16 protein-coding genes are annotated in these 19,939 nt (G+C 53.5%); all 16 read left to right on the top strand.

The genetic code is table 11. The features are described from left to right. The 16 genes from JWH17_RS07700 to JWH17_RS07625 all read left to right on the top strand — a co-directional run bounded on the left by JWH17_RS07700 (position 1) and on the right by JWH17_RS07625 (position 19,871). The gene (locus JWH17_RS07700; RefSeq protein ID WP_205222016.1) at positions 1-525 is read left to right on the top strand and encodes a phage tail protein; all 525 of its coding nucleotides are present in this window, start codon (positions 1-3) and stop codon (positions 523-525) included. A 20-nt stretch (positions 526-545) separates the two neighbouring features. After that, complete coding sequence (locus tag JWH17_RS07695) at positions 546-1,274, top strand: T4 family baseplate hub assembly chaperone (protein WP_205222015.1); 729 nt, start codon at positions 546-548, stop codon at positions 1,272-1,274. After that, positions 1,271-2,086, top strand: a complete 816-nt coding sequence (locus JWH17_RS07690) for a hypothetical protein (RefSeq protein WP_205222014.1) — start codon at positions 1,271-1,273, stop codon at positions 2,084-2,086. The genes JWH17_RS07695 and JWH17_RS07690 overlap by 4 nt, the downstream gene beginning before the upstream one ends. Beyond that, on the top strand, positions 2,083-3,405 hold the full coding sequence (locus JWH17_RS07685) for a Pvc16 family protein (protein ID WP_205222013.1): 1,323 nt from the start codon (positions 2,083-2,085) through the stop codon (positions 3,403-3,405). The genes JWH17_RS07690 and JWH17_RS07685 overlap by 4 nt, the downstream gene beginning before the upstream one ends. Then, positions 3,402-5,312 (top strand): ATP-binding protein, encoded by a 1,911-nt coding sequence (locus tag JWH17_RS07680; protein ID WP_205222012.1) that lies wholly within the window; start codon positions 3,402-3,404, stop codon positions 5,310-5,312. The genes JWH17_RS07685 and JWH17_RS07680 overlap by 4 nt, the downstream gene beginning before the upstream one ends. Then, positions 5,309-5,608, top strand: coding sequence for a hypothetical protein (locus JWH17_RS07675; protein WP_205222011.1), 300 nt, complete (start codon positions 5,309-5,311; stop codon positions 5,606-5,608). Before JWH17_RS07680 ends, JWH17_RS07675 begins: the two co-directional genes overlap by 4 nt. Continuing rightward, complete coding sequence (locus tag JWH17_RS07670) at positions 5,601-8,675, top strand: eCIS core domain-containing protein (RefSeq protein WP_205222010.1); 3,075 nt, start codon at positions 5,601-5,603, stop codon at positions 8,673-8,675. Before JWH17_RS07675 ends, JWH17_RS07670 begins: the two co-directional genes overlap by 8 nt. A 126-nt stretch (positions 8,676-8,801) precedes the next feature. Further along, complete coding sequence (locus tag JWH17_RS07665; protein ID WP_205222009.1) at positions 8,802-9,455, top strand: hypothetical protein; 654 nt, start codon at positions 8,802-8,804, stop codon at positions 9,453-9,455. After that, positions 9,455-9,817 carry a hypothetical protein gene (locus JWH17_RS07660; protein ID WP_205222008.1) on the top strand — a complete coding sequence of 121 codons (363 nt, stop codon included), beginning with the start codon at positions 9,455-9,457 and terminating at the stop codon, positions 9,815-9,817. Before JWH17_RS07665 ends, JWH17_RS07660 begins: the two co-directional genes overlap by 1 nt. Continuing rightward, positions 9,810-10,940: a hypothetical protein gene (locus tag JWH17_RS07655; RefSeq protein WP_205222007.1), complete on the top strand. Its 1,131-nt coding sequence runs from the start codon at positions 9,810-9,812 to the stop codon at positions 10,938-10,940. Before JWH17_RS07660 ends, JWH17_RS07655 begins: the two co-directional genes overlap by 8 nt. Next, on the top strand, positions 10,937-11,452 hold the full coding sequence (locus JWH17_RS07650) for a phage baseplate assembly protein V (protein ID WP_205222006.1): 516 nt from the start codon (positions 10,937-10,939) through the stop codon (positions 11,450-11,452). Before JWH17_RS07655 ends, JWH17_RS07650 begins: the two co-directional genes overlap by 4 nt. 17 nt (positions 11,453-11,469) lie before the next feature. Further along, a complete protein-coding gene (locus JWH17_RS07645) occupies positions 11,470-11,787 on the top strand; it encodes a hypothetical protein (RefSeq protein ID WP_205222005.1) in 318 nt (105 codons plus the stop codon). Beyond that, complete coding sequence (locus JWH17_RS07640) at positions 11,784-12,152, top strand: GPW/gp25 family protein (protein ID WP_205222004.1); 369 nt, start codon at positions 11,784-11,786, stop codon at positions 12,150-12,152. The genes JWH17_RS07645 and JWH17_RS07640 overlap by 4 nt, the downstream gene beginning before the upstream one ends. Next, entirely contained in the window at positions 12,149-14,893 is a 2,745-nt protein-coding gene (locus JWH17_RS07635) for a putative baseplate assembly protein (RefSeq protein ID WP_499776906.1), read from the top strand. Before JWH17_RS07640 ends, JWH17_RS07635 begins: the two co-directional genes overlap by 4 nt. Beyond that, positions 14,890-17,835 carry a putative baseplate assembly protein gene (locus JWH17_RS07630; RefSeq protein ID WP_499776905.1) on the top strand — a complete coding sequence of 982 codons (2,946 nt, stop codon included), beginning with the start codon at positions 14,890-14,892 and terminating at the stop codon, positions 17,833-17,835. The genes JWH17_RS07635 and JWH17_RS07630 overlap by 4 nt, the downstream gene beginning before the upstream one ends. After that, entirely contained in the window at positions 17,832-19,871 is a 2,040-nt protein-coding gene (locus JWH17_RS07625) for a hypothetical protein (RefSeq protein ID WP_205222001.1), read from the top strand. The genes JWH17_RS07630 and JWH17_RS07625 overlap by 4 nt, the downstream gene beginning before the upstream one ends. Positions 19,872-19,939 lie beyond the last annotated feature (68 nt).

Here is a 19,939-nt window from a genome sequence, read left to right as displayed (position 1 = left end):
ATGGCACAGTTCAGCGTCAATGCACAACGTTTTGATCCCTACAAAAACTTCAAGTTCAGGATCAAATGGGACGGCCGCTATGTAGCCGGCATCTCCAAGGTCGGTGCACTCAAACGAAGTACCGAAGTTGTGGAGCACCGTGAAGGCGGCGACCCCTCCAGTTCCCGTAAATCTCCGGGACGTACCAAATATGAAGCAATTACCCTGGAGCGGGGCGTTACCCATGACCCTGAGTTTGAACAGTGGGCCAATAAGGTGTGGAATTACGGTTCAGGCTTAGGGAGCGAAGTGTCGCTCAAGGATTTTCGTAAAGATATCATCATCGAGCTCTATAACGAGGCAGGGCAACTTGCCATTGCGTATAAGGTTTATCGTTGCTGGGTGTCTGAATTTCAGGCCATGCCCGATCTCGATGCCAATGCCAACGCGATAGCTATCCAAACCTTGAAGCTGGAAAACGAGGGCTGGGAGCGTGACTACGATGTGAAAGAACCTGCAGAACCGAGCTACACCGAACCTGCATAAACACAAGCAAAGGATTGTGAGTGAGAGCACTGACAGCCTCGGAAATAATTCACTTGTGGGAAACAGCGTATCGTTTTCACCCTATTGATCAGGCATTGTCTATCTTGCAGCAGGCAATGCCCGGACATACCCGTGAGCAATTGGCAGCGATGTCATTGGGGCAGCGCGATGACCTGTTGCTGGCCCTGCGCCAGCTCACTTTTGGCGATACCTTACCAGGGAAGGACACCTGTCCTCACTGCAATGAGAGGGTCGAGTTTGCATTAAGTTGCACAGCTCTATCGGTAGACACCCCGGAGCCAAAGAGAAGACAGCTCGTCACAGATGGGTTTGATGTAACCGTGCGTCCTCTTACGAGTTTTGATCTTGGTGCCGCTGCCAATGCCTCTACTGTGGACGAAGCGCGTTCTCTGCTCTTGGAGCGCTGTGTGGATGAAGTTCTTTATCAAGGCGTACCCACTCCTGTTCAAGCACTGCCACAATCGATACAAAACAGTATCGCGGAAACCGCCTCGGCGACTGATCCCCAGGCAGAGAAGGTGCTTGAGCTGAGTTGTCCCGCCTGTAAAAATGAGTGGCAGAGCCTGTTGGACATTGGTCATGTCCTCTGGATGGAAATCTGTGCCTGGGCACAACGCCTGCTCTTGGAAGTGCATCAGTTGGCCACGGCGTATGGCTGGACCGAGGATGAGATTCTAAAGCTGGGGCCGGTGCGGCGTGCGACCTATTTACAGATGGTGGCGCCATGAATGATTTTTTGACGCGCATAGCTCAACTCAGCCGCGGTGAAGTACGTGTTATCGCGCCACGTTTGCCGAGCCTTTTTGCACCACCTGCGCATGATGATCTTGCAAGTGCAAGCGACACGGTCAAGGCAACTGTTCAGCCTGTGGGCAAGGCTGCAGTCTACAAACAAACAAAACAAGCTCCCATTGCCCATATGGTTGTTGCAGAAACTGCTCGACCGGTACCTCCTGCTGAACGTTCGACACAACAGGTTCAGCCTCAACAAACGATAACAGGATATACAGACAAGAGAGAGGAAACCGCCCACACTGTTGTCGCATCACAGGACAACACGTCCCCAGAGCAGCACATTGCCGAACCGTTATCAGGCCGTAAGCAGGAGTATCTTGTAGTAGCACAGACTGCGTCGGCTGAGTCAATGGATTTGAGCGAGTTTACAGAGTCCGAGCATAGCCAATCAAACGCATCGCCATTGGAAAAGGTGCCAGCCAACGCTCCAGAACAGGTTGAAGTCCCGTTCGATACCGTCGTCGACCAAAAAGATCAATCAGGAACTATGACCTCTCAAGCCATCCTGCAGCTCGTACCGGACCATAACATCCCCTATACAACCCCACAGCAGGCCATGTCAAAACTGCCTGGATCCACGGAGACGGCTGGACAGCAGGAAACAACAGTGCATGTTAACATCGGCAGAGTTGAAGTCCGGGCGCAGCCGGCAGCACCTGCTGCTGCGCCGCGAACTGTCCGCCCCAGAGAGAAGAATAATCTCTCTTTACATGAATACCTCAATCGCAGGGGAGGCCGCCCATGAGCAGTCCTCTGGCCATCGCCTCTGTTACAGCTGTATTACGTGACCTGCTCAACAACGGCTTTATCGATCATAATATTGTCGGTTCGGTGGGCAGCAATGTCACCATTACTGCTGTACCGCCTGACACTATCCCGCTCGACAGCACCAACGCCACTACCCAGCTTAATTTGTTTTTGTACCGGGTTACGCCAAACCTTGGCTGGCGCAATGTTGATCTGCCGTCACGCGATGCCCGTGGTGTTCGACGGACTAATCCGCCGCTGGCACTGGATCTGCATTACCTGTTGACTGCTTATGGAGCGGAAGAGCTACATGCCGAAATTCTGCTCGGGTATGCCATGTACCTGATGCATGAGCGCCCAACACTGGACCGTCAGGCCATTCGTACCGCTTTGGCCAGCAGTACGGTGGATGGTTCGATCCTGCCGCCCAGCTATCAGGCGTTGTCGGCTGCCGATCTGGCAGATCAGGTAGAACAGATTAAGATTACACCGGCCAGCATGAACAGCGAGGAGATGTCCAAATTGTGGTCGGCCATGCAAGCAAAGTATCGGCCAACAGCAGCCTATGCCGTCTCTGTGGTGTTGATCGAGGCCGAAAAACCGACCCGTTCATCCTTGCCTGTATTGACAAGGGGACCGCGTGACCCAGTCACAGGGCGTGAGGCAGGCATTACAACGACAGCAGGCCTGATTCCACCTTTTCCCAGCCTGATAAATGTGGAGCCTCCGAATCAACAATTGGCGGCAGTCCTTGGTGACACCATCACCCTGCATGGTCATCATTTACGTGGCACTCTTTTGGAAGCACGTTTTGAACATGTCCTGCTTGATGATCCCATAACGGTAACTATCGGCACGAATGCAAATAGCGATCGTGTCGATGTCACTTTGCCCAACGATGCCGCCGCCACAACAGGCTGGCCACCGGGGAGTTGGCGCGTCAGCCTCAGCCTGCTACGACCAGGCGAAACAGAGCGACGCAGCACTAACAGTTTTCCGGTGATGCTGGCACCGACACTTGATATCGGCAGTTCCACTGTCACTCGTGATGTCGGCAGCGATGCTGTCACCATCCAATTGGTCTTTACCCCAGAGGTCCGACCGTCTCAAAATGTCAGCTTCAACGTTGGCGGCTATGAAGCCCTGCCTATCGATCTCAGTGTCCAAACCGGTAACCTTGATTTTGTCTTTCCCGCATTAGCGGATGGTAATCAGTGGCTGCGTCTACGGGTTGACGGTGTTGACAGCCTCCTGGTCAATCGCGCCGTCAAACCGCCGGAATTTAATTCCTCTCAACAGCTGGTGGTCCCGGTATGAACGCGCCTGATACGCATCAATGGATTGAGAGCAATCAGCAGGCTCTGAGCGAAGAAATTGCCTGGCTCCGTGGTTTGTTGGAAAATGCAGCCAGTGGGTCGGCAGCTACTGTCGAAGGGCCTGAAATAAAGGCATTCGCGCTTGACTTTGTAGCAGAGCACTTTCAGCTCTCCAACTTTGAGAGGTCCATTATCCTGCTCTGTGCCGGCATGGAGCTTCATTCAGATATCAGCCGATTATGCAGCAAGGTACAGGGTGATCATGCCGACTATCCGACTTTTGGCCTGGCCCTGTCTGTATTACCTGAGGAACACTGGAGCGCCATATCACCCGAGTCACCACTTCGCCACTGGCAGTTGATCCAGCTACACGACACCGGCCGTCTTACCATGGCACGCCTGACACTGGATGAGCGTATATTGCATTTCCTGCTGGGTGTCGACAGTTTGGATCAAAGGGTGGCTGGACTTGTCCAACCCCTCCCTCAAAGCAATAGCCTGCCGCCTTCGCAGCAACAACAGGTAGAACGATTGATCAGTCTTTGGCGTGACAGCAGTAAGCCACCTGTTGTTCATATTCAAGGTAATGATGCTGTTGCCGGTCGTGATGTGGCGGCCCATGCCAGTGCTTTGGTTGGTATGCAGGCGTTGCAAATGTGGGCCCCTGATATTCCGGTTGCTGCCGATGAACGTAGTCTTTTGGCTTGCCTGCTCGCCCGTGAGCATGTGTTATCCCGTAGCACCCTTGTAATTGATGCCACCGATAGCCGGCCTGCTCATCTGTCGACCTTTATGGAGCTCTTGGATTGTCCATTGTTGCTGCTTGGCGAGCGCCCCAGAGCTTTACGGCGTCATTGTGCTGTTATAGAAGTTGATACGCCCACCACTGAGGAACAGTGTCACTTGTGGGAGAGCGCATTAAAGAGGTTAGAGACTGACGATGAGGGTGAGGCTGATGTACTGCCATTGACCGGTCAGTTCAATTTTTCTTCAGCGGCTATTGCAAGTACTGTTGAGACGTTACAGGTCGAGCTCAATCTAGGCATGCCACTGGACAAAGCCCTGTGGCAAACCTGCCGCCAACAGAGCCGTGGCGGCTTGGATCATTTGGCGCTACGGATAACCCCGCATGCCGACTGGGAGGATTTGATTCTGCCCAAAGGGCATAAAGCTATGCTTCGCGATATTAGTCGCCAAGTACGTTACCGCACCACGGTGTATGAAACATGGGGCTTTGCTGGTAAAAGTGAGCGCGGGCTGGGTATCAGTGCCTTGTTTGCCGGCGAGAGTGGCACCGGCAAAACCATGGCCGCTGAAGTACTTGCAGGCGATCTCAATCTCGATCTTTACCGCATTGATCTTTCCTCGGTGGTGAACAAATACATCGGTGAGACCGAAAAAAATCTTGAACGCCTCTTCTGTGCTGCGGAAAGCAGTGGCGCCATCCTCCTGTTTGACGAGGCCGATGCTCTGTTTGGCAAACGCAGTGATGTCAAAGACAGTCATGACCGCTACGCTAACATCGAACTGGCCTATCTGCTGCAACGGATGGAATCGTATCGCGGTCTCTCCATTCTCACCAGTAATATAAAATCGGCACTCGATGCTGCCTTCATGCGTCGTATCCGCTTTGTAGTGCAGTTTCCCTTTCCCGATCTGGAGCAACGGAGCGCTATCTGGCAGCATATCTTTCCCGACCAGCTGCCTCGTGCGGAGCTCAATATCGAACAACTGGCCCGTCTTAATGTGACTGGCGGCAACATCCGCAATATTGCCATGAATGCGGCCTTTTTAGCGGCTGATCAAGGCAGGCCGCTGTGCATGGCCGACTTGGCCCATGCCGCACGAATGGAATACGCCAAGCTGGAGAAGCCACTTAACGAATCTGAATTGAGGACATGGATATGAAAACAACCATCAACCTCAATATTGAACGTATTGTCTTGCATGGACTGCATCAGGTCGATCGTTATGCCCTGGCTGAAGCTTTGCGACAGGTTCTGGTTGAACAACTCTCATTGCACCCTGCTTCTTCCTCAACAAATCTACCTCGCCTACGAACAAAAATCACGCTACCCATCGATGAAGGAGCTGATCAGTTAGGCCAGGCTTTGGGGCAAAGTATAAGCAGCATCATTGCGCAGAATACGGGTGCAATACAATCAGGCAAAAAAACTCAATTGGGAGGCAGTCACGATGCGTAACCACGCCTCTTCAACAAAGCAGGAGCATAACCACAGCTCTTTTACGTTACACCGCAAGCCGACTTTACACGTAGGCGAGAAAGACGACGCTTATGAACAAGAGGCTGACAGAACAGCAGACGCAGTGATGAATGGTGTTGCCCACAGACGAAGCTGGTCATTTTCGAAAATTAATATTTCGTCGCCACTGCAACGCCAACAGAAATCTAAACCAAAAAGCGAGGGGGAAAAATATAAGGAAGCGGCCAAGAAGCTAGGCGAGGCCTTTCTCGAAACCGGCCCAGGCAAGGAGATTAAAGAAAAAGCAGAGAAACTGGGTGATGCGTTTATTTCGACACTACCCGGCAAGATCATCGCAGGCTCAGCGATCACAGGCGCTGTCGCAGCACTTGCAGCGACCCACAAGGAATTGCCCATCGACATCCCTGAGATTCCGCTGGATAAGATAAAGCCGGGCCTCAAGCTCAAGATAACATACGAAGGACCGGTAAATAACCCTACCAAGGTCATGGTCGGCTTCAGCATACCTCTGGCTGAAGCCAAAAAAAGTAAGAAGCCCGCTATGACCAAATCGCAACAGTTCTGTGCTGAAACGGCCCGCATGGCAATGGAGCAGCACCAGTTTCGTGAGTCAATGAAAACACCGGCGCAGAAAGCGGAAGAGCAAAACATGATTACTGCATGGGTTCTCTATGGCGCCACCGGTTCTCCATTCTCCTTGGGTACCGCAGGAATAGGCTTAGGACAAACCACAACACCATCACTGTCTGGAAAAGCTTTTCCCCCACCACTTGCACCCTATGCTTCAGAGTTTAGGATAAGCGGCGAACAACCAAAGAGAGAAGAACCGAAAAAAAAGAAAGAAGAGACACCGGTTCAACGCAAAACAAACGGCACCGTTCAGAAGAGTGGTGTGCCTGCAATTGTCTATGAAACGTTAAAAGATCCGGGACACTCTCTTGATGAAAACACACGGACCTTTATGGAGTCTCGATTCGGTTACGATTTCAGTCAAGTGCGCATCCACGCCAATGCCCGAGCAGGCCAATCGGCCCGAGCGATAAGTGCATCGGCCTATACTGTAGGAAACAATCTTGTCTTTGCAGACGGCAACTATTCACCCTATTCACCTCAAGGGCGACATCTACTGGCACATGAACTTGCACACGTAATACAGCAACGAGCTTCAACGCAGCCACCTAAAGGGGGACTCCAACTTGACACCGGGGCAGGAGCTCTGGAACATGAAGCCGATGATGCAGCGTTTGGGGCCCTACACGGGAAAAAGGTTTCAAGTGGGAGTTTCTCTCAACTGAGAGCCACGCAAAGAATTCAGCGTGCAGAACATGGCACCTATGTTTCAAAGCTCGGTGAAAAGGATTACCTGGATGCCGGTGCGCGCTTCTATAAGACGTGGGGTTACCCTAATGTCAAGCGCGTATCCAACATGGATGATGTACTCACCGATCTGGATCGTGGTAAAGGCCCCATCGATAAATTTCGCATAGTTTCCCACGGATCGAGTACCGGCCTGGACCTTGGCCTTTTGCCGCAATTGTCGCCGGAAGAATTTGGTGCCGATGCGGCAACGTTTACCACTCAAAAACGCTTTCGCAAACAGTTTGCGAAAATGAAATTGGTCAGCGAATCATTCTTTAAACGTATATACAGACTGCTGCAAACGGATACCAAAACCGGAGCACTGCTCACGTTACTGGGTGCCGGGAAGAGAGCTCCGGCAGCTACAAGTGCACTCGGTATTGTACTGCGCGCCATAGTGGATCAGCGTTTTTTGGCCGATGTCAAACTCCCCTCCGGCAAACGACCAAAAATTGCCCACCGTGCTCAATTGAATGCATTTGTCAATCAACGTCTAGGCCTCTATCGTAAGATTGTAGTGAATATAGGCACCAGTAAAATTGAAAGGAAAAAACGCACCAAGGCCATTGCTGAATTGATCAAACATCTGCCGGCCGTTTTGGCTTCCAACACGATCACATTCACCCCAATGGAGCAGGAGGTAGCAGATTCGCTAGCCGATCCGTTTCTGGAAGGTGCAGGGAAGCAGAAGCGTCTACGACGGGATTTGACTAAATCGCTTGGAGAAGGTGCAGATGGCCCTTATCTGCGCAAGTTGCGGAGAGTGAAAAATAAAATCAGCGACAAGACCCACATCGAAATTAGGGGTTGTAACGTTGGCCGCAAGCCGGATTTGCTAGATACCTACCGGGGGTATTTCGGACGCTCCGGCAACCTACCGTCAATCTCAGCTCCTGACTTATACCAATACTTCTTTAGGCTGAGCTTCCAGACTTACCTCAAAAATCCGACCGAAGATGCAAAACTAGAAGCTGCATTTGATGAACCATCTACAGGGCTGGCGAGAGGGTTTGAAGATCTTAAACGGATGCAGGCTGGTGAGATGACACGAGTAGTCAATGAAAAAAAACTGACGGACCTAGCGATCAAGTACGGTTTTAATGCTGCAAAGGTGCGTAAACTCAATCCTGAGATTAAGGATCCAAACAAGCTCAAGCCTGGTGATGTCGTTTGGCTGGTACAGCGGCGCAACGTTACCGCAGGAATTTACCGTACGTTATCGGATTTCTGTAAGGGGTACCTGGGCAATCAATACACCTGGCCCAAGGTATGGGGAGCCAATCCGACCATCAAGAACCCGTCGAAGCTCAAACCGAACCAGGTGCTTCAATTGCCGGCAGCTGTACTGACACCGCCAGTGGCGACAGCAGCTCCGACTGTACAGGAGTTCACTGCAGCGGTTCGAAGCGGCAAGCTGGTCGCTGGGGTGAGTGCGGAACATAACAAACCCATCGTCCATATGGACAATTCCAAGCGAGCCAAGGCCCTTGCAGAGTGGCTGGTAGCGCAGAAGTTTGACCCCAAGGGACGAACCGCAGTTGCCCTGAGTAAATACTATAAAAAAAGATTTCGTAAGGCTGCGGAGAGGACATACATCGGGCTATTATCACGTCGCTATCCTACTATTGTTGACCCCATATTTCCCGAGGACCCACGTCATGACAAACATATTATCCGGCGCCCCTAGAGGAACCAAAAAACACTCACGACAGAAGAGTGAGTACAATGGTCGTGAAAATTCATTTTTATCATGTCGGTAATCAGAATGGGTGGCAATAATAGTCAACAAAGTTAAGCAGATACAGGGAGGAAAATGAGCTCTTTTCCAAATTCACCCAACCTCCTAAAAGGCGGTATCGTCATTATGGAACCGGACAGCGGTAAGGTGATTCGCATCATCTCCTTGCAATACAATCCGGATACCCTGACCAGAACGTTTCAGGTGCAGTCTTATAGTGAAGGCACTGATCGCGCAGAGGCCTTGCGCCTGAAGAGCTCACCGGTTGAGACCATTAAACTGGAAGCCGAGATCGATGCCACGGATCAATTGGAGTTTCCTGACCAGCATCAAAACATTGTCGATAACGGTATCCACGGGCAGTTGGCTGCTCTGGAGACCCTGCTCTATCCGACGAGCGAGGCTCTGCAAAACAATCATGAACAGGCGGGCAGGGGAGTGCTGGAGATCGTGCCGATGGAAGCGCCGCTCAGCCTGTTTGTGTGGAGCAAGCACCGCGCCGTCCCTGTACGGATAACCGAGTTTTCCATCACCGAAGAGGCCTTTGATACATCGCTTAATCCGCTTCGGGCCAAGATCAATCTCGGTTTCAGGGTATTGTCGGTGAATGACCTCGGTTTCAAGCACCGAGGTGGCAGCCTGTTTATGAGTTACCTGAAAAATAAAGAGGCACTGGCCGGCACAGTTGGCAGCGCCACTCTCAATAGCTTGGGTCTGGAGGGGTTGTGATGAATGATCCGTTAAAAGCCCTGCTCGATGCAGGAGTGCTGAATATATCCAAGTTTCCGGAAAATAGTCGTTACCACGGCGTGTCGATCACGACCCTTGCGCAGAGTAACCAGGAACCGATCGCCTATCTCAAACGTCGTCTTGTGCCTTCACCAGAGCGCTTTGCCGTGATTCAGGAACATACAGTGGTTGAAGGTGATCGGGTCGACAATCTGGCGGCGCAATACCTGGGTGATCCTGAACTTTATTGGCGCCTGTGTGATGCCAATGGGGTCATGCGGCCCGACGAGTTGACCGAAATTACTGGTGACAGGGTCGCGATTACGTTGCCTGAAGGGGTACCGGGGGAGAGCGATGGCTAACGCTATTGAACTCAATCTGTTTATCGGGCCGGCGATACCCGTCCCAGCTCCACGGGCGGCGATTGATGCGCTGGAGAAGGTACAGGTGCAGGTCAATGGCGGCGATATGCCAAGTGGTTTTGAGCTCAGTTTTTCACTCTCCAAACGGTCACCGCTGCAGACGCTGTTTCTGCTCACCGGTGGGAGCACTATACCTGTCATGCGGGTGGTGATCATGGTTAGCCTGGGTGGTATTAGCGAGGTCATCATGGATGGCGTTATGACCCATCACGAGATCCGTCCCGGCAGCGATGGCGGCAAATCAACCCTTGTTGTCAAAGGTAAAGATCTCACCGCGCTGATGGATTTTATCGAGCTGGATGGTATCCCTTATCCAGCCATGCCGCCGGCGATACGGGTACTGACTATCCTCGCAAAATACGCCGCATTTGGCGTAATACCAATGGTCATACCCAGCGTGGTGGAAGACCTGCCGATTCCAATCGAGCGTATTCCTACCCAACAAGGCAGCGATCTGGCCTATGTTTCGCAGTTGGCCCATGAGGTAGGTTATGTCTTTTATATCGATCCGTTACCGGTGCCTGGAACTGTTCGTGCCTATTGGGGACCGGAGATCAAGGTCGGTCCGCCGCAACCGGCATTGAATACCGACATGGATGTATTCACCAATGTTGAATCACTCTCCTTTCAATTTGATAAGGAGTTGAAAGAAATGCCGGTGGTTTTCATTCAGAATCAGGCCACTAAGGCACCGATTCCAATCCCCATTCCCGACATCACTCCCTTAAATCCACCCTTGGGCGCTGTGCCACCGCTGCCGCCCAAACTTAAATTTTTGAATGACACTGCCAAGCTGTCACCCATTGGAGCGGTTATGCAGGGGATGGCGTATGCCTCGCGTCATTCCGATGTGGTAACGGGTGAAGGCAGTCTCAATGTCACCCGCTATGGCCGGGTGCTGAAAGCGCGACAACTGGTCGGGGTACGAGGTGCCGGCGAAGCCTTTGACGGGCTCTACTATGTGAAAAGCGTCACCCACAATATTGAACGCGGCGAATACAAGCAAAACTTTTCCCTGGCTCGCAATGGCTTACTTTCCACTACACCGAGGGTACCTGTATGACTGAGAATCAACTCCATTTTGGCAAATATCGTGGCACAGTGGTGAACAATGTCGATCCGATGCAGATAGGTCGTCTGCAGGTGATGGTGCCGGATGTTTCCAACGTGATGCTCTCCAGTTGGGCCATGCCCTGTGTACCGGTAGCCGGCATGAACATGGGGATGTTCACCTTGCCGTTGATCGGTGCCGGTGTATGGGTTGAATTTGAACAGGGGAATCCGGATTATCCAATTTGGGTGGGGTGTTACTGGGGAACGGCTGCGGAGGTACCGGTGCTGTCTCGTACCGTGCCGCCGGCAGTGCCCGGCATCACCCTGCAGACACCGTTGAAAAACGGGGTCGTGATTAGTGATGTGCCCGGCCCCACCGGTGGCATTCAATTGCAGACCGCAACCGGCGCCATGATCTCGGTAACCGACATCGGTATCACCATCTCCAATGGCAAAGGCGCTATCATCAACATGACCGGGCCGACCGTGGATATCAACGCCGGCGCGCTCACAATTGTTTGAGGAGGGAATAAAGACATATGCCTGCTCCCATCCTCCATCTCGGCGCAACCGTCACCTGCTTGCATGCCGGTCCAGCGCAACCGTTATCCCCGTTCCCGCGGGTTTTGGTCAGTGGTCAACCGGTAGTTACCCTGGCCACGCCCTACGCTGTGAGTGGATGCTCGCTCAGCGGCTCCGGGGCACCACCCTGTGTCACGGCACAATGGGTGGTGGGGGCTGTACGTGTAATGGCAGGAGGGGTGCCGGTGGTTGTTCAGACCAGCACCGCAGTCTGCACCCCGACCGGCACAGGACTGTTGCCGCTGGTGGCACAAACTAGGGTATTGGCGACATGAATAGAATTGACTATCCTTTTCAATTTGATGGACGGGGCCGCACAGCTCAGAGTAACGAGGATGAATATATCCGTGAATTGATCGAGCAGGTATTACTCACAGCCCCGGGCGAAAGAGTCATGCGGCCCACTTTCGGCAGTGGTGTGCGTCAACTGTTGTTTGGTGCTGCCAGTCCGGAAGCGGCCACTGCCAGTCAGTACCTGGTGCAGAGTTCATTGCAACAATGGCTGGCCGACCTGATTACCATCGAAGCCGTTGATGTGCAGGCGCAAGAGAGCGCTTTGCTGATCACTGTACAATACGTCGTGCGTCGTAGTCAGACTCGTGCCAGGGCAGAGATCAACGTAGCAGGAGGGGCACCATGAGATATTACTGCTGCGATGAACGCCGCCGCGAAGTGGTCAAACTGACCGGTACCCTCAACGGCCTCGACTATGTGGAAGTCGACGATAGCGGCCTGCCGCTTGATCCGATGCGGCAACTGACGCTGTTTCTCAAGTTCCTGCGGCCACCACCTGTTTTGAACCAAGAGAACGTTATTATCGATGGCGGCGAACGGATCGAAGAGGTTGCAATTGATTGGGTCGCTCCGGCTACGGCCTTGCCCCCAGGTGAGCCACCAGACCTGGTTGACGAGCTTGATTCCCTAGATCATTTCCTGGTGATTCGCACCAAGTTTCCGGGCGATTTTTCCTTATATGATTTGCGCTTGGTCAGCGCTCCAGGGATTGATACCCCACCGGCCGGTTTTGACCCGCTGCTCTCAACGTTACAATTTTTCTTCAAGGTACAGTGTGCGTCGGATTTTGATTGCGCAGCTCAAACCCCCTGTCCAAAGGAATCGGCAGCCGTGCCGCAACTTGATTATCTGGCCAAGGATTACCAAAGCTTTCGTCGGTTGATGTTGGATCGGATGAGTTTGCTGTTGCCCGACAGGCGCAACCGCAATGCTGCCGACCTGGGTATTACGTTGGTTGAACTGCTGGCCTATGTCGGCGACCATCTCTCCTATCAACAGGATGCTGTGGCCACCGAAGCCTATATTGGTACAGCACGGCGCCGTACTTCATTACGGCGTCATGCCCGTTTAATGGACTACCTGGTACATGAAGGCTGCAACGCCCGTTCCTGGCTGCGGGTGTTTGTGAATGATAATGGTGTTGAACTGCCAAGAGGCACAGCCATGTTAACCAGCACCCCCGATCTCGACGACCGCATCGCCCCCAACAGCGATGCCTGGCTTGATGCTTTGGCTGCCGGTGCCGAGGTGTTTGAAGCCATAGAAACAAACCTGCTCTATCAAGAGCATGAAGAGCTGAAGTTTTATACCTGGGGTGAGCGCGAATGCTGCCTTCCCAAAGGCGCGACAGCAGCGACTTTAAGCGGGCACTACCCCAATCTCAAGGCAGGCGATGTATTGATCTTTGCTGAACAACGTGGACCACGCACCGGCTACGACGAAGATGCCGATCGCACCCACCGGTGGGCCGTGCGATTGAGCCATGTGCTATTGGCTGAAGACCCCTCAGGTGGCTTGTTTGTAGAGCCGCCCAATAATAATCCCACTCCGGTGACGGAGATTCAGTGGCAAAAAGAGGACGCCCTGCCTTTCCCGCTGTGTCTCTCTACCATCACCGATCAGGATTATGGTGAAAGTTATCTCGACCAGATCAGTGTCGCCTATGGCAATGTGGTGTTGGTTGACCATGGACGGACTATTGAGAGCGAAAAGTTGGGTGAAGTGCCCAAGGCCGTGCTTGCCGCCGCAGCAACAGCTACCCATGTCACCTGTGCCCGTCCTGCCCAGTCAGTCATTGTGCCTCGTTTTCGGCCGCGACTGGATGAAAAACCGCTCACCCATGCCCTGCCGCTGCAACGGCAACACCTGCTGAGCATGCCAACCACGCCAACTATCCTGGCCGACCTGGAGGCACGCAACTATTCCTCTGCTGTGCAATTGGCTCTGCAGAGTCAGGGCGTGCAGTTCAGCGGTGCGGTGATCGTACAGGGTGGAGACGGAACCTGGTCGGTCGCCGACGGTAACAGTGCGTATCGTCTGGTGCTGGAAGCCGGGCAGCTCCAGATGTACGAACAGGGGAAAGCAGCAATTCGAATGACCGCCGCTGACCCCAGGCGGGCCAGGCCGGAAATCAATCTCACTGGTCGCTACTCGGGTAATGAGAGCCTGTGGTTGCCGCGCGCAGACCTTTTAGCCAGCGATGCCGCGGCGGAAGAATTTGTGGCCGAGTGTGAACATGACGGCAAAACCTACATCCGCTTTGGCGATGATTATCACGGCAAACGTCCCGATGCCGGCACCGAGTTCACTGCCGACTATCGTATCGGTAATGGCAGCAGTGGCAATGTCGGTCTTGAGTCAATCGTTCATGTCGTGAGTGATGATGCCCGCTTGCTGCGGGTGAGCAACCCACTCCCAGCTCAGGGCGGCGTTGATCCGGAAACGGCTGAACAGATTAAACGCGATGTACCGCAGGCCTTCCGCAAACAAGAACGAGCCGTCACTCCGCAAGATTACGCCGATGTCGGCAAAGCCCATAGCGATGTCCAACAGGCTGCCGCTACCTTCCGCTGGACCGGGAGCTGGCATACTGTTTTTCTTACCACTGATCGCCTGCAAGGGCAGGCCGTTGACGCAGCGTTTGAGCAGGAAATGCTTGACCATGTGGAGCCCTACCGAATGGCAGGGTATGACCTGGAAGTGGACGGTCCGCGTTATGTGCCGCTGGAACTTGAGATGACTGTTTGCGTCAAACCCGACTATTTTCGTGCGGATGTACGTGCTGCCTTGATGCGTATTTTCAGTAAGGGCTGGTTGGAAGATGGACGCCCAGCCATGTTTCATCCCGACAATTTTACTTTTGGTCAGCCGGTCTATTTGAGCGAACTCTATGCAGCGGCTCAGTCGGTACAAGGTGTGGCCTCAGTGGTGATCGATACATTTAAACGCTTGCGCATGCACAGTGACCCAATACCATTAGAGCAAGGGGTTTTAACCCTGGACCGGCTTGAGATCGCCCGTCTGGACAATGATCCAAATTTCCCCGAGCGTGGTGTGTTCAGGCTTGATGTGGGAGGTGGCAAATGAGTAAGACTGACTTCACACCGCAAGACGCCTGTGGTTGCTGTCAAGGTGTTGGCAGCCAGGCCCCGGTAGTTATCCACAATCGTCCTGGTCTGTCGGCCATCGCCTATCGCATTGGCGATCATGCTGATGTGCTGGCCACCATGCAGGCGCGTCTTTCTTCTCAGGAATATCCGGCCCTGGCACGATTGCGTACCCGTGATTCGGATGACTACTCCATTGCCCTGCTCGACGCTTATGCCTCGATGGCTGATGTGTTAAGCTTTTACCAGGAACGGATTGTCAACGAATCCTTTCTGCGCAGCGCCAGTGAGCGGTTGTCCTTGCAGGAACTGGCGCGCTTGATCGGTTATCGTCTTAACCCCGGCGTTGCCGCCGAGACCTATCTGGCCTTTACCGTAGAGGAGGCCGAAGGTGCGCCTGAAGAAGTGAGACTGGATAGCGGCATCAAGGTACAGAGTGTGCCTGGACAGGATGAAAAACCACAGATATTCGAGACGGTTGAGCAGATTGAGGCCCGACCGGAGTGGAATCTGCTTAAGCCGAGAATGAGCGAGATGATGCTGCCGGTGCATGGTACGCGAGTGATTTATCTGCAGGGTACCGCAACCCAGCTCAAGGTCGGTGATGCGTTGTTGTTTGTCGGCAGTGAGCGTGAAGCTGATACCGGTAGTGAGCGTTGGGATTTTCGCCGAATTCAGGACCTGAGGATTGACAGCAATGCCAACCATACTGTTGTGACATTAGAAAAGGGGGTAGGCTCGACCATTCCTTACGTCGCCCCTTCAGCTGATCCAAAAGTTTATGTTTTGCGTTTGCGTACCTCGCTCTTCGGCCACAATGCCCCTGACTGGCGGATCATGACCAACGAGGTCAAACGCGGGTATCTGGGTTTGGAGCCTTCCAACACCATTACTGCTACAGAGTGGCCCGGTTTTACCATTGCCGATATTTCCGACCCACCCACCAATGGTGCCACCGGCACTGGCCTCTATGGTGTGTATTACAATGATAAAGATTTATCCGAGCGGGTGCTGAGTCGCATTGACAGTACCGTGAATTTTGATTGGGGAAGCGGCTCACCCGATCCTTCGATTGTTAACTGGACCTTCTCGGTACGCTGGACAGGGTGGGTACAGGCACCTGCAACTGGTGAGTACACTTTTTATACATTGTCTGATGATGGAGTGCGTTTGTGGGTTAATGGCGTCTTGGTCATCAACAACTGGAGCATTCATGGCGCCACCGAAGACAGCGGTACTATTACCCTCAACGCCAACGAGAAATATGACATCACTCTGGAGTATTATGAAAATACCGGCAACGCGGTGATCACACTCTCTTGGGCCTATCCGGGGCAGAGTAAACAGATCATTCCTCAGTCGAGGCTCTATCCGCGAAATACCCATACGCTGCATCTGGATAACACCTATTCGCAGATCGTGCCGGACAGCTGGCTGGTACTCTCTGTGCCCGAGTACCAGGAGTTGTACCAAGTCTCCACTGTCGCTGAGGACTCCCGAGCAAGTTTCACCCTCACTGGTAAGACAACGCGATTGGTGCTCAAAGGTGAGAACCTGCGAGAACTGTTCAATGAAAAAATACGCGAGACAGCTGTGTTTGCGCACAGTGAGCAGGTGACTTTAGCTGAGACCCCCATTGTTACCGATGTCAAAGACAGCTCTGTACGGGTAAATCGCAATGTGCAGGAATTGCAGCCTGGCCACATGTTCATACTCAGCGGTGAAACCACAGCAGGCGAAAAAGCGGGCGAAGTGGTGACTTTGCTTGAGACAGTGCCGGACGGCGCATACTCTACACTTGTATTCACCAGTGCCCTGCAACATAACTACAAACGCGACACCGTCAGTATTTACGCCAACGTAGCGCGGGCAACCCATGGTGAAACCATGCACCAGATACTTGGTAATGGTGAAGCGCGTCAGGCCCACCAGCGCTTCAGGCTTCAACATGCTCCGCTGACCTATGTCAGGGCGGATAACGAAAGCGGCGGTGAGGCGGCATTGGAGGTGCGGGTTAACGATATCGCCTGGCATGAGGCTTCCACTCTGTATGGCACCGAGGCCGGTGACCGTAAGTATGTGGTACGGGTTGATGAGGACGGCGTCGGTGAGATCCAGTTCGGCGACGGCATCCATGGCACGCGGCTCCCGACGGGGCAGGAGAATGTGCGTGCCATCTATCGTAAGGGTATCGGCAGCGATGGTAATCTCAAATCCGGTCAGTTGAGCCAATTGCTGACTCGTCCCCTGGGGCTCAAAGAGGTCACTAACCCAAGGGCTTCCAGTGGCGGCGTGAATGCCGAATCACTTGACGATGCTCGCCTTAACATGCCGCTGGGGGTGCGAACCCTTGGCAGGGCTGTCTCTTTGCTGGACTACGAAGATTTTGCCCGTGCCTATACCGGCATTGCCAAGGCCCAGGCCGGCGTGCTGCCCATACGCGGGATCAGCACTGTTTTTATCAGCGTGGCCGGTACCAATGGCGTTCAGCTTGAGGCTGGTAGTCCGACCATCAACAGCCTGCTTAATTCACTCAAGAAGAACAGCGATCCCTTTGTAGCATGCGATGCTGCGTCCTATAACGTGGCCTATTTCAAGCTGGCGCTCAACATCAAGCGACATCCGGATCATGAGCTTGATAGTGTGGTGGCGGATGTTGAGAAGGCACTGCGGCAGGCCTTTTCCTTTGATAATCGTGACTTCGGCCAAATTGTAGCTCGCTCTGAAATAATTAATGTGGCGCAGCAAGTCAAAGGCGTTGTCGGTGTAGATGTGGATCGTTTCTATCGCGGCACCAGCATGAACCTTGAAGATCGGCTGGTACCGGCAGCCGCTGCCGTTGATGACAATGGAGACGGCGTGGCGGCTGAGTTGCTGCTGCTTGACCCCGGTCCGTTTGACTATTTGGAGGAGATGCTATGAGCAGTTTGGCAGAAACCATGTATCAACGCCTGCCCGCTATTCATCGCATTCGCGATGCCGGCCGGGGCTATCCTCTGCGTGAACTGTTGAGTGTGATAGCCGAACAGGTAGCGGCGATGGAAGAAAACATGGAGCAGCTTTACGATGACCAGTTCATTGAGACCTGCGCTCAGTGGGTTGCGCCGTATATTGGCGATCTGATCGGTTACCGTACCCTTCATGGCGTGGTACCAGGGGTGGCTTCGCCGAGGGCAGATGTGGCCAACACAATTCGTTATCGTCGTCGTAAGGGTACGGCCTCGATGCTCGAACAGGTGGCTCGAGATGTTACCGGCTGGCCGGCGCGGGCTGTTGAATTTTTCCAGTTGTTGGGATGGAGTCAATATATGAATCACCAGCGACCCAGCGCCCATTACGCCCCTGACCTGCGGCAATGGCAGAAGCTGCAATGGCTCGACGGCCCCTTTGACACCGTGGCCCACACTGCAGAGGTGCGGCGTATCTCCACCGGCAGTGGTCGCTATAATATTCCCAACATCGGTTTGTATCTATGGCGGGTACGTGCTTTTTCCCTGACCCGTTCGCCGGCTGTGGCTGATACTACCCTGGGCGGCGGCCTGCTCCTGCGCTTTAATCCGCTTGGCACTGATAGCCCGCTTTACAACACTCCCGAAACCGAAGAAAAGATCAGTCATCTTGCCGAACCGATCAATGTGCCCCTCTCATTGGATCGTCGCCGGCTTAAAGCCAACCTGGACGATTACTATGGTCTGAACAAGAGCATGGTTCTTGAGTGGCAAGGAGCTACACCAAGCGACCCTCCACAACTGATTCCCAGGAGCGATGTCGATATCTGCGACCTGAGTGATATCGAAGATGGAGGTGGAACCGTGATCGGCTGGGCCCATCAGCCGGCAGCCGGTTCGGGAAGGATCGCTATTGATCCGGTGCTGGGGCGCATCGCTCTTGGCGATGTACCAGCCACAACGCTACTGGCCACATTTCACTATGGCTTTACCCTAGCCATTGGTGGTGGCGAATATGAACGCGGCACCAGTGGGTTAGTGCCACCGGTGGTAAGTGTCAGTGGTGGCGCTGCATTGCAAACCGCCCTCGATGCCGTCCAGGGCGGGGGAGCCGTTGAGGCGACTGACAGTTATCGTTATCTGGAGACACCCGGTATAACCGTTGCTGCCCAAGCCAGTGTTACCTTGCGGGCCGGCAACGGGCATCGACCATTACTGGTGGCCGGAGGAGCAGTTAACCTCAATCTGGGAGCTAAGTCGACCCTGACCCTGGATGGCTGGATTATCACCGGCGGTACGCTGAGCATGATCGACTTTGGCGATGATGAACCTCGCAAATTGATCCTGCGCGACTGCACTATCGTACCCAGCAGCACTGAACCGGCCTTGTCTGTTGCTCATCCTTTTGCCAAGGTTACCCTGGAGCGTTGTATCACAGGTCCGCTGCATATCGCTGCTGATGCCGAAATCGAACTGCGTCAGTGCATAGTCGATGCCACCGATGCTGAATTGGTTGCCTATAGGGCTCCCGGCAATGCTCCGGCCGATGAACTGCTGCCTGGTGGTGCCATGACGCTGGAAGGCTGTACCGTGATCGGTAAAGTCCATACGCGGCAGCTTACCCTGGCAGGCAACTGTCTGTTTGTGGCCCTGCTGGCACAAAGCGGTGAGACGTGGCCTGCACCTCTGTGGGTTGAGCGTCGTCAGACAGGTTGTGTACGTTTTTCCTTTGTTCCGCGCGGCTCGCGCACACCCCGGCGCTATCACTGTCAACCAGAGGAAGGCGATCTGCTTACGCGGCCTCACTTTACCTCGATGCTGTATGGTGATGCCGGTTACTGTCAACTGCGCCTGGCAACACCGGAAAGTATTCGTCGGGGTGCTCATGACGAGAGTGAAATGGGGGTAATGCATGATCTGTATCAGCCGCAGCGGGAAACCAATATACAGATACGATTGGATGAGTATCTGCGTTTTGGGCTAAAGGCTGGTATTTTTTACGCCAGTTGAGAAGGATGCAGGGCAACTGGGATGCCAGAAAAAAATGAAGGGATGTACCTATTCAGCAATACAATCGG

Source organism: Desulfogranum marinum, from assembly GCF_016918565.1.
Lineage (GTDB): Bacteria > Desulfobacterota > Desulfobulbia > Desulfobulbales > Desulfobulbaceae > Desulfogranum > Desulfogranum marinum.
Note: the sequence above shows the minus strand (reverse complement) of the source record. Positions and strands in the feature narration are given on the sequence as shown.

Excerpts from the sequence above, each read along its gene's own strand:
- JWH17_RS07700 (WP_205222016.1), top strand. The coding sequence starts at position 1 with ATGGCACAGTTCAGCGTCAATGCACAACGTTTTGATCCCTACAAAAAC.
- JWH17_RS07690 (WP_205222014.1), top strand. The coding sequence starts at position 1,271 with ATGAATGATTTTTTGACGCGCATAGCTCAACTCAGCCGCGGTGAAGTA.
- JWH17_RS07685 (WP_205222013.1), top strand. The coding sequence starts at position 2,083 with ATGAGCAGTCCTCTGGCCATCGCCTCTGTTACAGCTGTATTACGTGAC.
- JWH17_RS07680 (WP_205222012.1), top strand. The coding sequence starts at position 3,402 with ATGAACGCGCCTGATACGCATCAATGGATTGAGAGCAATCAGCAGGCT.
- JWH17_RS07675 (WP_205222011.1), top strand. The coding sequence starts at position 5,309 with ATGAAAACAACCATCAACCTCAATATTGAACGTATTGTCTTGCATGGA.
- JWH17_RS07670 (WP_205222010.1), top strand. The coding sequence starts at position 5,601 with ATGCGTAACCACGCCTCTTCAACAAAGCAGGAGCATAACCACAGCTCT.
- JWH17_RS07665 (WP_205222009.1), top strand. The coding sequence starts at position 8,802 with ATGAGCTCTTTTCCAAATTCACCCAACCTCCTAAAAGGCGGTATCGTC.
- JWH17_RS07660 (WP_205222008.1), top strand. The coding sequence starts at position 9,455 with ATGAATGATCCGTTAAAAGCCCTGCTCGATGCAGGAGTGCTGAATATA.
- JWH17_RS07655 (WP_205222007.1), top strand. The coding sequence starts at position 9,810 with ATGGCTAACGCTATTGAACTCAATCTGTTTATCGGGCCGGCGATACCC.
- JWH17_RS07650 (WP_205222006.1), top strand. The coding sequence starts at position 10,937 with ATGACTGAGAATCAACTCCATTTTGGCAAATATCGTGGCACAGTGGTG.
- JWH17_RS07645 (WP_205222005.1), top strand. The coding sequence starts at position 11,470 with ATGCCTGCTCCCATCCTCCATCTCGGCGCAACCGTCACCTGCTTGCAT.
- JWH17_RS07640 (WP_205222004.1), top strand. The coding sequence starts at position 11,784 with ATGAATAGAATTGACTATCCTTTTCAATTTGATGGACGGGGCCGCACA.
- JWH17_RS07635 (WP_499776906.1), top strand. The coding sequence starts at position 12,149 with ATGAGATATTACTGCTGCGATGAACGCCGCCGCGAAGTGGTCAAACTG.
- JWH17_RS07630 (WP_499776905.1), top strand. The coding sequence starts at position 14,890 with ATGAGTAAGACTGACTTCACACCGCAAGACGCCTGTGGTTGCTGTCAA.
- JWH17_RS07625 (WP_205222001.1), top strand. The coding sequence starts at position 17,832 with ATGAGCAGTTTGGCAGAAACCATGTATCAACGCCTGCCCGCTATTCAT.